General features: G+C 75.1%; 14 protein-coding genes. 7 read left to right on the top strand and 7 right to left on the bottom strand.

The genetic code is table 11. The annotated features are described in order from the left end of the window. Nucleotides 1–109 precede the first annotated feature (109 nt). The gene (locus LEP48_RS07495) at nucleotides 110–562 is read right to left on the bottom strand and encodes a hypothetical protein (RefSeq protein ID WP_308009989.1); all 453 of its coding nucleotides are present in this window, start codon (nucleotides 560–562) and stop codon (nucleotides 110–112) included. Nucleotides 563–624: 62 nt separating this feature from the next. Between LEP48_RS07495 and LEP48_RS07500 the strand changes: the two genes are divergently transcribed. After that, nucleotides 625–1242, top strand: coding sequence for a TetR-like C-terminal domain-containing protein (locus LEP48_RS07500; protein WP_225564969.1), 618 nt, complete (start codon nucleotides 625–627; stop codon nucleotides 1240–1242). A 190-nt stretch (nucleotides 1243–1432) separates the two neighbouring features. Here the strand turns inward: LEP48_RS07500 and LEP48_RS07505 are convergent, their stop codons facing one another. The 3 genes from LEP48_RS07505 to dapA all read right to left on the bottom strand — a co-directional run bounded on the left by LEP48_RS07505 (nucleotide 1433) and on the right by dapA (nucleotide 4885). Then, nucleotides 1433–2047: a DUF4328 domain-containing protein gene (locus tag LEP48_RS07505; protein WP_225564970.1), complete on the bottom strand. Its 615-nt coding sequence runs from the start codon at nucleotides 2045–2047 to the stop codon at nucleotides 1433–1435. 193 nt (nucleotides 2048–2240) lie between these two features. After that, entirely contained in the window at nucleotides 2241–3926 is a 1686-nt protein-coding gene (locus tag LEP48_RS07510; protein ID WP_225564971.1) for a ribonuclease J, read from the bottom strand. A gap of 23 nt (nucleotides 3927–3949) precedes the next feature. Beyond that, a complete protein-coding gene (dapA, locus tag LEP48_RS07515) occupies nucleotides 3950–4885 on the bottom strand; it encodes a 4-hydroxy-tetrahydrodipicolinate synthase (protein WP_225564972.1) in 936 nt (311 codons plus the stop codon). A gap of 119 nt (nucleotides 4886–5004) precedes the next feature. On the opposite strand from dapA, the gene LEP48_RS07520 reads away from it, so the two are divergent. From LEP48_RS07520 to LEP48_RS07545, 6 genes are all read left to right on the top strand, one after another. Next, nucleotides 5005–6477: an NAD-dependent succinate-semialdehyde dehydrogenase gene (locus tag LEP48_RS07520; protein ID WP_225564973.1), complete on the top strand. Its 1473-nt coding sequence runs from the start codon at nucleotides 5005–5007 to the stop codon at nucleotides 6475–6477. Between the two features lie 51 nt (nucleotides 6478–6528). Further along, on the top strand, nucleotides 6529–7230 hold the full coding sequence (locus tag LEP48_RS07525; protein ID WP_225564974.1) for an AzlC family ABC transporter permease: 702 nt from the start codon (nucleotides 6529–6531) through the stop codon (nucleotides 7228–7230). After that, nucleotides 7227–7547 (top strand): AzlD domain-containing protein, encoded by a 321-nt coding sequence (locus LEP48_RS07530; protein WP_225564975.1) that lies wholly within the window; start codon nucleotides 7227–7229, stop codon nucleotides 7545–7547. Before LEP48_RS07525 ends, LEP48_RS07530 begins: the two co-directional genes overlap by 4 nt. Nucleotides 7548–7591: 44 nt before the next feature. Continuing rightward, the gene (locus LEP48_RS07535; RefSeq protein WP_225564976.1) at nucleotides 7592–8101 is read left to right on the top strand and encodes a GNAT family N-acetyltransferase; all 510 of its coding nucleotides are present in this window, start codon (nucleotides 7592–7594) and stop codon (nucleotides 8099–8101) included. A 163-nt stretch (nucleotides 8102–8264) separates the two neighbouring features. Continuing rightward, on the top strand, nucleotides 8265–10640 hold the full coding sequence (locus LEP48_RS07540) for a glycoside hydrolase family 3 C-terminal domain-containing protein (RefSeq protein WP_225564977.1): 2376 nt from the start codon (nucleotides 8265–8267) through the stop codon (nucleotides 10638–10640). A gap of 23 nt (nucleotides 10641–10663) precedes the next feature. Next, nucleotides 10664–11863: an MFS transporter gene (locus LEP48_RS07545; protein ID WP_225564978.1), complete on the top strand. Its 1200-nt coding sequence runs from the start codon at nucleotides 10664–10666 to the stop codon at nucleotides 11861–11863. Between the two features lie 19 nt (nucleotides 11864–11882). On the opposite strand, the gene LEP48_RS07550 is transcribed toward LEP48_RS07545, so the two are convergent. From LEP48_RS07550 to LEP48_RS07560, 3 genes are read right to left on the bottom strand one after another with little or no spacing between them, the layout of a single operon-like run. Next, nucleotides 11883–12359, bottom strand: a complete 477-nt coding sequence (locus LEP48_RS07550) for a hypothetical protein (protein ID WP_225564979.1) — start codon at nucleotides 12357–12359, stop codon at nucleotides 11883–11885. Further along, nucleotides 12356–13135, bottom strand: a complete 780-nt coding sequence (dapB, locus tag LEP48_RS07555; protein ID WP_225564980.1) for a 4-hydroxy-tetrahydrodipicolinate reductase — start codon at nucleotides 13133–13135, stop codon at nucleotides 12356–12358. The genes LEP48_RS07550 and dapB overlap by 4 nt, the downstream gene beginning before the upstream one ends. Before the next feature lie 8 nt (nucleotides 13136–13143). Then, complete coding sequence (locus tag LEP48_RS07560) at nucleotides 13144–14472, bottom strand: M16 family metallopeptidase (protein WP_225564981.1); 1329 nt, start codon at nucleotides 14470–14472, stop codon at nucleotides 13144–13146.

Below are 14472 nucleotides of genomic sequence, written 5' to 3' on the forward strand. Positions count from 1 at the left end.
ACGCGGGGTCCCGGTGATCTTCCGGGCTGGTGTCCGGGTGGCCATGATGATCTCACGGTACCCGGACCCCGGTCCATGACGCCGCAGGTCGCGGGCGCGTGTTGACCGCTCAGCCACCAGCGAGCAGCCCCACGGCCAGGGTGACGACACCCGCGGCCAGCACCACTGCCCCGGCGGGGAGCAGCACGACGGCGCGGTTCGGGGACGTGCGCCCGGCCCCCACGGCGGAGAGGAAGAACCCGGCGGGCAGGAGGATCGCGCCGACGAGGACGCCGGTGGCGGCGAGCCAGCGGAACAGGCCCGACAGCTGGGTGGCCTCGGTGAGGAGGAGGCAGACCAGCCCCAGGATGACGAGCACTCCCGCGTGGGCGTGACCGGCGCGGAAGAACGACGTCTGGAAGGCCGTGGCGGGCGCGCTGCCGGTGACCACCTTCACCAGGAACCACCCGCCGGACTCGATGCCCACGATGGTCAGGAGGACGATGCCCGCGGTCACGCGGGCGGCATCGGTGAGCTCGAGCATGACAGCCTCCGCACGGGTCGGCCCGACGACGGGCACCATGATGGAACACTGTTATAGAACACCGTTCGCATTGTTCCGTCAAGACGAATAGGCTCCCCGGCATGGCACGACCGCGGACCCACGACGACGCCCTGCGCACCCGCCTGCTCGAGGTGACCTCCGAGGCGGTCACCGCGGGCGGGGAGCAGACCACGACCGTGCGCTCGGTGGCCGCGGCCGCCGGCACCAGCGCCTCGGCGGTGTACGCGCTCTTCGGCTCGCGCGACGCCCTGCTGGCCGAGGTCGGCGCCGAGGGCTTCCGGCGGTTCGCCGCGCACCTCGCCGCGGCACCCCGCACCCCGGACCCGCTCGCGGACCTGCGTGCCCTCGGCGCCGCCTACCGCGCGTTCGCCCTGGAGGACCCGCACTTCTACCGCGTCATGTTCCACCGGGCGGTCGCCCCGGACACGGGTGCGCCGCCCGTCGTCGAGCAGCCCACGTTCGAGGTGCTCCGCGCCGCCGTCGCGCGCGTGCTGGCCGGCGACGACGGCGAGGCCGAGGCCGACAGGACCACCAGGACTGACGACCGCTCCGAGCACGTCGCCGTGGGCCTGTGGGGCCTCGTGCACGGGCTCGTGTCGCTGGAGCTGGGCGGGATGCTGCCTGGCGACGAGGCGGAGCGGGCCGCCCGCTACGCCGCCGCCACGGGCGCCGTCGGCCCCGGTCTGCTCGGCGTCTGAGGCCGCGCCCGGGTCAGAGGCGTCGCCAGGCGGGGTGCCCGGCCGGCCCGCGGTCGCCTCGCGCACGATGCGGACCACAGGACGAGCCCGCCGAGCGAGACCGGCTCCCCCAGCGCCTCCAGGCTGCGGGTGCCCCACCCCTGGCCTGGCCTGGCCCGGCCGGGCCGGGCCGGGCCGGGCCGGGCCAGGACTACGCGGCTGCCCGTGCAGACAGCACGGCGAGCAGCTCGCGCTGGGACCGCGTGACCGCGCGGACGATGACGATCCAGAGCCACGCGGCGAGACCCGTGAGCAGCGTCAGGGCGGTCTCGTGGCCGAGCATCACCGCCTGCTCGTGGCGCGGCAGGCCGGCCATCGCGAGCAGCGACCGGTTGCCGGCGACGGCCATCAGGACGACGCAGCACCACCACCAGCCGACGAGCTCGGCCTGCGCGCGGCTGCGGGCCCGGCCGCGCACCCGGTGGAGCAGGTCGCGGACGATCTGGAACGGGAACCAGAAGCTGATCCCGGGCAGCACCCACGCGAACCACGCCCACGGTCCGCCCCGGTCGGCGAGCCTGCCGAGCCCGCACACGCCCGCGAACCGCTGGCAGTGCTGGATCCAGATCCCGGTCACCACCCACGCGGCCACCTGCACCGCCGTGAGCGCCAGCGTGGCCACGCCGTACGCGGACGTCGCGACCGACGCCGTCACGAGACCCTGACGGTCCGCGGGGACGAGTCCCGCACAGACCGCGAGGAGCACCTGCACGAGCGTCCACACGGCCGCCAGAACCACGACCGCGGCGGCGAGGCGCCCGGGCACCACCGGGGGCGACCGGCGCTCCGGCGGGCGCGGGGACGGCCGCGCGGACCGCGCGGACCGCGCGGGAACGGACGACGACGGGGACGAGGACGGAGCGAACGACACGAGGGGCCTCCCAGCGGTGGTGGACGGTGATCGACACCGTAGCCACGCGCGGCGAGGCCCCTCAGGAGTTGTCCACAGGCCTTTCGGCTCAGGCCTCCACGACGACGGGGACGATCATCGGCCGACGGCGCAGGCGACGGTTCACCCACTGGCCGATCACGCGCCGCATGATCTGCTGGAGCTGGTAGGTGTCCGTCGCCCCGCCGGCGATGGCCTCCTCGAGGGCGGCGACGACGTCCGGCTGGATCTCCTCGAACACGGCGGCGTCCTCCGCCATGCCGCGTGCGAGGATCTGCGGACCGGCGAGCACCTTCCCCGTCGCGGTGTCCACCACGGCGAAGACGGAGACGAAGCCCTCCTCGGCCAGCGTGCGGCGGTCCTTGAGCTCGTTCTCCGTGACGGCCCCGACCGACGACCCGTCGACGAAGACGTAGCCGCAGGGGACGGCACCCACGACGGACGCCTTGCCGTCCACGAGGTCGATGACCACGCCGTCCTCGGCCAGCACGACCCGGTCGGCGGGCACGCCGGTGCGCACGGCGAGCGCCGCGTTGGCCACGAGGTGACGCACCTCGCCGTGCACGGGCATGACGTTCTTGGGCTTGAGCACGTTGTAGCAGTACAGGAGCTCGCCGGCGCTGGCGTGCCCGGACACGTGCACCTTGGCGTTGCCCGAGTGCACGACACGCGCGCCGAGGCGCGTGAGCCCGTTGATGACGCGGAACACCGAGTTCTCGTTGCCCGGGATGAGCGACGACGCGAGGATCACGGTGTCACCGTGCCCGACGGCGACCCGGTGGTCGCCGTTGGCCATGCGGCTCAGCGCCGCCATCGGCTCGCCCTGAGAACCGGTGGACATGTAGACGACGCGGTCGTCGGGCAGGCTGCCCGCGGCCTTGAGCTCGATGAGCACGCCCGGCGGGACGTCGAGGTAGCCGAGCTCGGCGGCGATGCCCATGTTGCGCACCATCGAGCGGCCCACCAGCGCCACCTTGCGGCCGTGCGCGTGGGCGGCGTTGAGCACCTGCTGCACGCGGTGCACGTGCGAGGAGAACGACGCGACGATGATCCGCTTCTCCGCCTGGGCGAAGACGGTGTCCAGGACGGGGCCGATCTCGACCTCGTTGGTGACGAACCCGGGGACCTCCGCGTTCGTGGAGTCGACCATGAACAGGTCGACGCCCTTCTCCCCCAGCCGCGCGAAGGCGCGCAGGTCGGTGACGCGGCCGTCGAGCGGCAGCTGGTCCATCTTGAAGTCACCCGTGTGCAGGACGGTGCCGGCCCCCGTGGTGACGGCCACGGCCAGCGCGTCCGGGATCGAGTGGTTCACCGCGACGAACTCGCAGTCGAAGACGCCGAACCTCTGGGTCTGGCCCTCGGCCACGACGCGGAGCACCGGCTTGATGCGGTGCTCCTTGAGCTTGGCCTCGACGAACGCGAGCGTCAGGCGCGAGCCGACCAGCGGGATGTCCCGGCGCAGCCGCAGCAGGTACGGCACGGCGCCGATGTGGTCCTCGTGACCGTGGGTCAGCACGATCGCCTCGACGTCGTCGAGGCGGTCGGCGATGTACTCGAAGTCCGGCAGGATCAGGTCCACGCCGGGCTGGTGGTCCTCGGGGAAGAGGACGCCGCAGTCGATGATGAGCAGACGGCCCTCGTACTCGAGGACGGCCATGTTGCGGCCGACCTCGCCGAGGCCGCCGAGGGCGACGATGCGCAGCCCCTTCGACGGCAGGGCGGGGGGCAGGGGAAGTTCGGGGTGAGGGTGGCTCACGGGGCCTCCTGGCCTGTGGTGTCTTACAGAAGTGTGGTGGCGTCCTCCAGGACGCCCGGAAGAATGTCGGCCGCGTCGAGCGCGGCGCGGACCTCGGCGACGTCGGCGTCCGTCGCCGCGACGTTCGGCAGGCGCAGCTCGCGGTTGTCGAGGACTCCGACCAGCTCGAGCGCCGCCTTGACCATGACCGCCTGGGCGCCGCCGCCGTTCATCGCCTCGATGACGGGCAACGTCGTGCGGAAGACGTCGAGCGCGCCGGCGTGGTCGCCCGCGTCGAAGCGGCGGACCACCTCGGCGAACCGGGCACCCACGAGGTGGGCGGACACCGAGACGATACCCGCAGCGCCGTGCGACAGGAACGGCAGCAGCAGGCTGTCGTCGCCCGAGTACCAGGCGAGACCCGTCGCCTGGCGCAGCCCCGCGGCGGCGGCGACGTCCCCGGTCGCGTCCTTGGTGGCCACGACCCGCGGGTGCGCGGCGATCCGCTCGTACGTCGCCGGGGAGATGCGCACGCCGGCACGGCCGGGGATGTCGTAGAGCATGACGGGCAGGTCCGTCGAGTCGGCCACCGTCGCGAAGTGCCGGTACAGGCCCTCCGGTGTCGGCCGCGAGTAGTACGGGGAGACGACGAGCAGCCCGTGCGCGCCCGCCTCGGCCGCCTGCTCCGCCATCCGGACGGCGTGCGCGGTGTCGTTCGAGCATGCCCCGGCGACCACGAAGGCGCGGTCGCCGACGGCGTCGACGACGGCCGCCACGAGCTCCGCCTTCTCCGGCGCGTGGGTGACCGGCGACTCGCCCGTCGTCCCCGACAGCACGAGGCCGTCGTTGCCGTCGTCGACCAGGCGCTTCGCGAGGCGGGCCGCGGAGTCGAGGTCCACCTCCCCCGTCGTCCGCATGGGGGTGACCATGGCGGTCAGGACGGCGCCGAACGGGCGCGCGGGGGTCGGGGCGAGCGTCATGGGTCAACCGTACCGGCCACCGGCATCCACGGGCGCTCCCCTCTCGGCTGGCGGTCTCACCCGCCGGGTCGCCCGCCACCGCGTGTCGAGCAGGCGGGTTGCTGTGCATACTCGGTGCCATGGCCGCTGCCTCGTTGTCGCCCGCGCTGGTCGCCCACCTCCCCACGGGGATGCTGGTGGACGGGCAGTGGGGCCCGGCCACGGGCGGACGCACGTTCGAGGTCCGCGACCCGGCCACCGACGAGGTCCTGTTCGACATCGCCGACGCCTCCCCGCAGGACGGCCGCCGGGCGCTCGCCGCCGCGGACGATGCCGCCGCGGCCTGGCGCGCCGTCGCCCCGCGCGAGCGCTCCGAGCTGCTGCGCGCGGTGTACGCGCGGGTCGTCGCCCGCGCGGACGCCTTCGCCTCCCTCATCACCGCCGAGTGCGGCAAGCCGCTGGCCGAGGCGCGCGCCGAGGTCGCCTACGGCGCGGACTTCCTGCGCTGGTACGCCGAGCAGGCCGTGCGCGCCGACGGCCTGGTGCGCCGGTCGCCCTCCGGCGCCAACCGCCAGCTCGTGCACCGTCGCCCGGTCGGCCCGGCCCTGCTCGTCACCCCCTGGAACTTCCCCATCGCGATGGCGACGCGCAAGATCGCCCCGGCCCTGGCCGCGGGCTGCCCCGTGGTGATCAAGCCGGCGCACGCCACCCCGCTGACGACGATGCTGGTGGCGGAGGTGATCCGCTCCGAGCTGGCCGAGCGCGGCCTGCCGGCCGGCGTCGTGAACGTGGTGCCGACGGCGAGCTCGAGCGACCTCGTGTCCCCGCTCCTCGACGACGACCGGCTGCGCAAGCTGTCGTTCACGGGGTCCACCGCCGTGGGCCGCACCCTGCTGGGGCAGGCGGCCGGGCAGGTGCTGAACTGCTCGATGGAGCTGGGCGGCAACGCGCCGTTCGTCGTGTTCTCCGACGCCGACCTCGACGCCGCCGTCGACGGCGCCACCGTCGCCAAGCTGCGCAACGGCGGCCAGTCGTGCGTGGCGGCCAACCGCTTCCTGGTGCACGACTCGCTGGCCCGCGAGTTCGCCCAGCGTCTCGCCGCCCGCTTCGAGTCGCTCCGCGTGGGCCCCGGTACGGCCGAGGGGGTCGACGTCGGCCCGCTCATCGACGCCGACGCGGTGCGCAAGGTCGCCGAGCTCGTGGACGACGCGAGCGACCACGGCGCCCAGGTGCTCACCGGGGGCGAGCGGCCCGAGGGGGCGGGGTCGTTCTTCCTGCCGACCGTGCTGTCCGGCGTGGGCGCGGACGCCCGGGTCGTGCGCGAGGAGATCTTCGGCCCCGTCGCCCCCGTGGTCGCCTTCGCCGACGACGACGAGGCGATCGCCCTGGCGAACGACACCGAGTACGGCCTGGCCGCCTACGCCTACACGCGCTCGCTCGACCGCGCCATGCGGGTGACCGACGACCTCGAGGCCGGCATGATCGGGATCAACCGGGGCATGGTCTCCGACGCGAGCGCGCCGTTCGGCGGGCTCAAGCAGTCGGGGCTGGGCCGCGAGGGCGGCGAGGCGGGGCTCGAGGAGTACCTCGAGACGGTGTACGTGGCGCTCTGAGGGTCGGGACGCCGGCCCCTGAGGGCGGGGTGCTGTGGTTTCCTGGCGCACGTGACAGCGGAACGACGACAGGACCCGGCGGTGCGGTCCGCCGTGCGCCAGGGGGTCTCCGTCGCCGTGGCGACCGGGCTGTACGGGATCTCGTTCGGTGCGCTGTCGGTCGTCGCCGGCGTGAGCGTGGCCCAGACCATGGCGCTCAGCCTCCTGCTCTTCTCCGGCGGCTCGCAGTTCGCGCTCATCGGCGTGGTCGCGGCCGGGGGGTCTCCCCTGGCCGCGGTGGCGACCTCGACGCTGCTCGGGGTGCGCAACATGCTCTACGGCGCCGTCGTCGCACCTCTCCTCGACCTGGGCGGCTGGCGCCGGCTCGCCGCGGCGCAGGTCACCATCGACGAGTCGACGGCGGTGGCCGTGGGTCAGCGGGAGCCGGCCGCCGTCCGCGCCGGTTTCTGGGCGACGGGCATCGGGGTCTTCGTGCTGTGGAACGCCTTCACCCTCGCGGGGGCGCTCGCGGGCGACGCCCTGGGCGACCCGCGCGCGTGGGGGCTCGACGCCGCGGCAGGCGCGGCGTTCCTCGCGCTCGTGTGGCCCCGGCTCGCCGCCCGCCGGGCGCAGGTCGTCGCCGGGATCGCGGTCGTCGTCTCGCTCGCGCTCGTCCCCGTGACCCCGGCAGGCATCCCCGTCCTGGGTGCCGCCGCCGCCGCGATCGTCGTCGGCCTCGTCGCGCGACCGCGGCTGCCGGAGGGGGCGGCGTGAGCACGGCCCTGCTCTGGGTGACCGTGCTGGTCGCGTCCCTGGCGAGCTTCGGCCTCAAGCTCGCCGGCCACCTCGTGCCGCAGCACTGGCTGGCCACCGACCGGGTCCAGCGCACGTCGACCCTCGTCACCGTCGCGCTGCTGGTCTCCCTGGTCGTGGTGCAGACCGTCGCGGAGGGTCAGGCCGTCGTCGTCGACGCGCGCGTGCCCGCCCTGGCCGTCGCCGCCGTCGCCCTGGCACTCAGGGCGCCGTTCATCCTCGTGGTGGTCCTCGCGGCAGCCACGGCCGCGGGCCTGCGCGCCCTCGGGTGGGGCTGACGACGCAGGCCGGGCGCCCCGCCCGACGGCACTAGGGTGACCGGATGGCACTGTTCCGCGAGTCGGCCGACGTCTCCGTCCGCCCCGCCGTCCCCGGCGACGAGACCCCGATGACCGCCGTCCAGGTCGCGGCGTGGCGCGCGACGCACGAGACCGCGCTCGGCGACGGCGTCGTCGACGCCCTCGACGTCGACGCGATGCGCGACCGCTGGGCCAGCGCGATCACCGCTCCCCCCGCGCAGGGGTTCGCCGTGCTTGTCGCGCTCGCCGGACCGGTCGTGGTCGGCTTCGCGGCCGTCGGGCCGGGCCAGATCCTCGCGCTCGAGGTCGACCCCGACCACCAGCGCGGCGGGCACGGGTCGCGCCTCCTCGCCGCCGCCGTCGACCGGCTCCGCACCGACGGCGCCGACCGCGTCGTCACCTGGGTGCTCGACGACGACACCGCCCGCGAGCGGTTCCTCGACGCCGCGGGCCTCGGCCCGGACGGCATGGAGCGCGTCCTCGCCACGGGGGTGCGCGACGTCGTCGAGCGACGCTGGTCCGCCGAGATCTGAGGCGCCCGCGACCGCGCACCGCCCTGCTCCGCCCGGGCCCGCTCGGCCTCGCCCGGCCTCGCCCGGCCCATGGCCGCCCCTGCGCGGACCGTCAAGCGAGCTCCCTCGCTAGGCTGCGGCCCACGCACGACGCCGTGCCCGCCGACCTGCGAGGGAGCAGACCGTGACCCTGGACCAGAACGCTTCCCGGACCCTCGACGTCGAGCACCTGCTCGCCCGGCTCACCCTCGCCGAGAAGGCCTCGCTGCTGTCCGGGGCGGGCGTCTGGACGACCCAGCCCGTCGAGCGCGACGGCGAGACGTGGGTGCCCGGCGTGGCGGTCGCCGACGGTCCCCACGGCGTGCGCAAGCACGTCATCGAGGGCGACCACCTCGGGCTCGCGGGGGCCGTCCCGGCCACCTGCTTCCCCACCGCGGCGGCGCTCGCGTCCTCCTGGGACCGCGATCTCGTCGGCCGGGTCGGCGAGGCGCTCGGGCGCGAGGCCCGGGCGAACGAGGTCGCCGTCCTGCTGGGGCCGGGCGTGAACATCAAGCGGTCACCGCTGTGCGGCCGCAACTTCGAGTATTTCTCGGAGGACCCCGTGCTCAGCGGCGAGCTCGCCGTCGCGCTCGTCGAGGGGATCCAGTCCCAGGGCGTGGGCGCCGCGCTGAAGCACCTCGCCGCGAACAACCAGGAGTCGGACCGCATGCGCGTGTCCGCCGAGGTGGACGAGCGCACGCTGCGCGAGATCTACCTGCCGGCGTTCGAGCGTGTCGTCACCCGGGCGCGGCCGTGGACCGTCATGTGCTCGTACAACAGGATCAACGGCACCTACACCGGCCAGGACCCGTGGCTGCTCACCGAGGTGCTGCGGGACGAGTGGGGCTTCGACGGCCTGGTGGTCTCCGACTGGGGTGCGGTGCGCGACCGGGTCGCCGCGCTCGCGGCGGGCCTGGACCTGGAGATGCCAGCGACGGGCGGCCGCACCGCCGCCGAGGTCGTCGCGGCGGTCACCGGCGGCGCGCTCGACGAGGCCGTCGTCGACAGGGCCGCGCGCCGGGTGCTTCGCCTGGTGGAGCGGTCGGTGCCGGCGCTCGGCGCCCCCGGGACGTTCGACGTGGGCGCCCACCACGCCCTCGCACGGGTGGCGGCCGCGGCCGGCGTGGTCCTGCTGAAGAACGACCCGGTGCTCGCCGCCGACGACCAGGCCGTCGCCGCGCCGCTGCTGCCCCTGGCCGCCGGCGACCGCCTGGCCGTCGTCGGGGAGCTCGCCCGCACGCCGCGCTACCAGGGCGCCGGCTCCTCGCAGGTCACCCCGACCCGCCTCGACGACGCGCTCACGGCCCTGCGGGACGCGGCGGGTGCCGACCTCCCGTTCGCGCCGGGCTACACCGTCGCCGAGGGGCCCGCGGACGAGCGCACACCGGACGCGCTCGTCGCCGAGGCCGTCGACGTCGCGAGCGCCGCACGCACCGTCGTCGTCTTCCTCGGCCTGCCCGCCGCCGACGAGGCGGAGGGCTACGACCGCGAGCACCTGGACCTGCCCGCCGACCAGGTCGCGCTGCTGCGTGCCGTCGCCGCCGCGAACCCTCGCGTGGTCGTCGTGCTGGCGGGCGGGTCCGTGATCTCCGTCTCCGGGTGGCAGGACGAGATCCCCGCCCTCGTCCTGGGCTGGCTCGGCGGCCAGGCCGGCGGGTCCGGCGTCGCCGACGTGCTCACGGGCGCCGTCGAGCCGTCCGGCCGGCTCCCCGAGACCATCCCCCTGCGGCTGGAGGACAACCCTTCGTACGGGAACTTCCCGGGCGAGCTCGGCCGGGTCCGCTACGGCGAGGGCGTGCTGGTCGGCTACCGCTGGTACGACGCGCGACGGACGGACGTCGCCTACCCGTTCGGGCACGGCCTGTCGTACACCTCGTTCGCCTACGACGACGTCCGGGCTCGGGTCCTGTCCCGCGTCACGGGCTCCGGGGCGGACGCGACCGTCCGGGCTCGGGTCCTGTCCCGCGTCACGGGCTCCGGGGCGGAGGCGACCGTCCGGGTGCAGGCCCGCGTCACCAACACCGGCGCCCGCGCGGGCGCGGAGGTCGTGCAGGTCTACGTCGGCGACCCCGACTCCCAGGTGCAGCGTCCCGTCCGCGAGCTCAAGGCGTTCACGCGGGTCGAGCTCGCGCCGGGAGCCTCGCAGGTCGTCACGCTCGACCTCGACGCCCGCGACCTGTCCTACTGGCACCCCGTGCTGCGCCGCTGGGTCGTCGAGGGCGGCGAGTTCGTCGTCGAGGTGGGCTCCTCCTCGCGGGACGTGCGGGCCGCCGTGGTCGTCGACGTCGCCGGCGAGGACGTCACGCTGCCGCTGCACGAGCTGTCCACCCTCGCGGAAGCGCTGGCCCATCCGGTGGCCGGCCCTCTGCTGCAGCCCGCGGTGGACGGCGTGTCGGCCGACCCCGTCGCGCTCGCCATGGCGGCGGACATGCCGCTGGTGGTCATCGCCGACCTCGGCCTGGCCGGGTTCGACCGCCGGACGCTGGCGCAGCTCGTCCAGGCCGCCAACGCCGCCGGCTGAGCCCCGGGTGCGAGGATGAGGCAGTGCCCCGCTCCCCCCGCCCCGCCCCTGACGCTGCTCGCACCGTGCGGGACGCCGCCGCCGGGATCGTCGTCCTGGGCGTCGCGAACTTCGTCGCGATCACGACGGAGGTGCTGCCGGTCGGGCTCCTTCCGCAGGTCGCGCGGGGCGTCGGCGTCACCGAGTCCACGGCCGGGCTCCTGGTCACCGTCTACGCGTTCGTCGTCGCCGCCTGCGCGGTGCCGCTGACGATCGCCACGCGCACGCTGCCGCGCAAGCCCCTGCTGCTGGCCACGCTGGTCACCTACGTGCTGAGCAACCTCGCGGTGGCCCTCGCGCCGTCGTTCGCGCTCGTGGCGGCCGCACGGGTGCTCGGCGGGCTCGGCCACGCGATCTTCTTCTCGGTGTCGATCGCCTACGCGGCGCGCCTGGTCAGCCCGCTGTACACCGGTCGCGCGCTCACCCTCGTCACCGCCGGCGGCACGCTCGGGTTCGTCCTCGGGGTGCCGCTGTCCACCTCGCTCGGCGCCGCCGTGGGCTGGCGCTGGTCGTTCGCGGCCGTGGCCGCGGTGTGCGCGCTCACCGCCGTCCTGGTGGCCAGGCTGCTGCCCGCCGTCCGGGTGGAGGCCGCCCCGGCCCGGGACCGGGCGTCCGCCCGCGACGGCCGGGCACGGCTCGCCGTCGTGGTGGGGACCAACACCGTGATGTTCTGCGGCCAGTACACCGTGTACACGTACATCTCCGTGCTGCTCCTGGCCACCGGGCTGTCCGAGGGAGCCGTCGGTCCGGCGCTGCTCGTGTTCGGCGCGCTCGGGCTGGTCGGGCTGTGGGCCGCCGGGCGCTACCTCGACCGCTCGCCCCGCGGGCTGACCCTCGCCACCATGGCCGTGATCGTCGCGGGACTCGTGGGTGTCGCGCTGGCGCTGCCGTCGATCGCCGGGGTGGTGGTCGCAGCCGGCGTCTGGCTCGCCGCCTTCGGCGCCGTCCCCGCCACGTTCCAGGCCGCGGCGCTGCGCACCCAGGGGGCCACGTCCGACGTCGCGGGCGCCTTCGTCAACGCCACGTCCAACTTCGGGATCGGCGTCGGCGCCGCGGTCGGTTCGCTCGTGGTCGCAGACCTCGGGCCCGCACCGCTCGCCCTCACGGGCGCCGGGATCGTGGCCGTCGCCCTGCTGGCCGTGCTGCTGGCGCGCGGCGCCTTCCCGCGCGGCGCCGGCCACTGACCGGCACCGCGCAGGCGGCTCAGTTCGCGACCGGCGGGGTGAACAGCGCCGACGCCTTGCGCAGGGCCGCACGGGCGCGCTTGCGGTCCCCCGCGGCGTCGTAGGCGAACGCCAGGTGGTACCACGCCTGCCAGCTCTGCGGCGACCCGTCCAGCTCGGCGCGCCGGGCTTCGAACGCCGCGTCGGCCGCGGCGCGGTCGATACGACCGCCCGGCGAGCGCGGCAGGTCGTCGACCGGCAGCTCGCCCGCCGCGGCGAGCGCGTCCGCCATCCGCTGGACACGGGCGGCCAGCCGGAACTCGACCGCGACGAGACCGATCACCAGCAGCGGGATGACCAGCACCCCCAGGCCGATCCCGACCAGCAGCGGGCTGCCCTCGCGCAGCATCGCGACCCCGCGGCCAGCGATCTGGTAGACGTACAGCGCGAGCAGCGCCGTCACGGCGACGGCCCCGGCAAGACCACGCGGCAGGCGCCGGCGCGGCGGGCCGCTCACGACAGGTCCAGCACGTTCTCGAGGCCGACCGTCAGGCCCGGCCGGGAGCCCACCTCGCGCACGGCGAGCAGCACCCCCGGCATGAACGACACGCGGTCGAACGAGTCCTGCCGGATCACGAGCTGCTCCCCGACGTTGCCGAAGAGGATCTCCTCGTGGGCCACCAGCCCGCGCAGCCGGACGGCGTGCACGCGCACCCCGTCGACGTCGGCGCCGCGCGCCTCGATCCCCGCCTCGGTGGCGTCCGGCATCGGGCCCAGACCCGCCTCGGCCCGTGCACGGGCGATCGCCGCTGCCGTGTGCCGCGCCGTCCCCGAGGGCGCGTCCACCTTGTCAGGGTGGTGCAGCTCCACGACCTCCGCGGACTCGAAATAGCGCGCGGCCCTGGCCGCGAACGTCATCGCCAGCACCGCCGACAGGCCGAAGTTGGGCGCGATGAGGACGCCGAGATCCGGCTCGGCCACCCCGCGCGCCGCGTTCAGGCGGCCCAGGTGCTCCGCGACGCGACGTCGCGAGTCGTCGTCCCAGCCGGTGGTGCCGACCACGGCGTGCGCGCCGGCGTCCAGCACGGCGTGCACGTTGGCCTCGGTCGCCGCCGGGACGGTGAAGTCCACGGCGACGTCGGCACGGGCCGCCCGCACGGCGGCGCCCACGTCCTCGCCGCGGCCGACACGGGCGACGAGCTCGAGCCCGTCCGCCGCCTCGAGCGCGGCACAGGTCTGCGCGCCCATACGGCCGGTGGCCCCCAGGACCGCGACGCGAAGGGGATGGGTCATGGTTCTCCTCAGTCTCCGAACGGTCCCACGCGCACGACCGACCGGGGCCGGGACGCGAGGTCGGCGGCGAGGTCACGCACGTCGGCGACGGTCACCGCGCGGACCCGCTCCAACGACTCCTCGAGGCTCAGCAGCTCACCGTAGACGAGCTCGGCCTTGCCGAGCCGGCTCATGCGCGAGCCGGAGTCCTCCATGCCGAGCACCAGGCCGCCCGAGAGCTGGCCGATGCTGCGGGTCAGCTCGGCGGCGGTCATGCCGTCCTGGGCGAGCCGCTCGAGCTCCGCGACCATGAGGTCGGTGACCTCGTCGACGTTCGCGGGCGAGCAGCCGGCGTACAGGCCGAACGTGCCCAGCCCGCCGTGGCCGGAGGCGAACGAGTAGGTGGCGTACGCCAGTCCCCGGCGCTCGCGGATCTCCTGGAAGAGGCGCGACGACATGCCGCCCCCGAGCACCGCGTTGAGGACCGACAGGGCGAACCGGCGCTCGTCCGTGGCCGCGAGGCCGGTGGACCCCACGACGACGTTCGCCTGCTCGACCTGGCGCCGCACCGTCAGGGCGACCCCCTCGGTCGGGACGCCGGAGGTCTCGGGCGCGACCGCGCGCCGGTCCCGTGGTGCCCGGGCCGGGTCGAGGTCCCAGCCGCCGGCGGACAGCGCGTCGGTGACCTGGGCGACGAGCGTGTCGTGGTCGACGCCGCCCGCCGCGGAGACCACGAGGGTCTCGGGCCGGTAGTGCCAGCGGTAGTGCTCGGCCACCGCGTCCCGCGGCACGGCACGGATGGTGTCGGGGGTGCCGCCGATGGGGCGGCCGAGGGGGTGGGCGCCCAGGACGGCCGCCGCGAACTCCTCGTGCACGACGTCGCCGGGGTCGTCGTCGTTCATGGCGAGCTCTTCGAGGATCACGCCGCGCTCGGTCTCGAGCTCGTCGGCGTCCAGCCGCGCCGAGGTGACCATGTCCGCGATGACGTCGACCGCCATCGGCAGGTCGGCGTCCAGCACGCGAGCGTAGTAGCAGGTGTGCTCTTTGCCCGTGGCCGCGTTGGCCTCACCGCCGACGGCGTCGAACGCCTCGGCGATGTCCATCGCCGAGCGGCGGGCGGTCCCCTTGAACAGCAGGTGCTCGAGGAAGTGCGTGGAGCCGAAGTGGCCGTCGGACTCGTCCCGGGAGCCGACCCCGACCCACGCACCCACCGTCGCCGAGCGCAGGCCCGGCATCTGTTCGGTGAGCACACGGACGCCGCCGGGCAGGACGGAGCGACGGATCGTCGCACCGTCCTGCCCGGCGGTGAGGTCGGCACCGGGCTCGCCCGCGGGGACGAGCGGAAGGTGCCAGGTCAT

The organism is Isoptericola luteus (assembly GCF_020297055.1).
Classification (GTDB): domain Bacteria; phylum Actinomycetota; class Actinomycetes; order Actinomycetales; family Cellulomonadaceae; genus Isoptericola; species Isoptericola luteus.

Excerpts from the sequence above, each read along its gene's own strand:
- LEP48_RS07495 (WP_308009989.1), bottom strand. The coding sequence starts at position 562 with ATGGTGCCCGTCGTCGGGCCGACCCGTGCGGAGGCTGTCATGCTCGAG.
- LEP48_RS07500 (WP_225564969.1), top strand. The coding sequence starts at position 625 with ATGGCACGACCGCGGACCCACGACGACGCCCTGCGCACCCGCCTGCTC.
- dapA (WP_225564972.1), bottom strand. The coding sequence starts at position 4,885 with ATGACGCTCGCCCCGACCCCCGCGCGCCCGTTCGGCGCCGTCCTGACC.
- LEP48_RS07520 (WP_225564973.1), top strand. The coding sequence starts at position 5,005 with ATGGCCGCTGCCTCGTTGTCGCCCGCGCTGGTCGCCCACCTCCCCACG.
- LEP48_RS07535 (WP_225564976.1), top strand. The coding sequence starts at position 7,592 with ATGGCACTGTTCCGCGAGTCGGCCGACGTCTCCGTCCGCCCCGCCGTC.
- dapB (WP_225564980.1), bottom strand. The coding sequence starts at position 13,135 with ATGACCCATCCCCTTCGCGTCGCGGTCCTGGGGGCCACCGGCCGTATG.
- LEP48_RS07560 (WP_225564981.1), bottom strand. The coding sequence starts at position 14,472 with ATGACCTGGCACCTTCCGCTCGTCCCCGCGGGCGAGCCCGGTGCCGAC.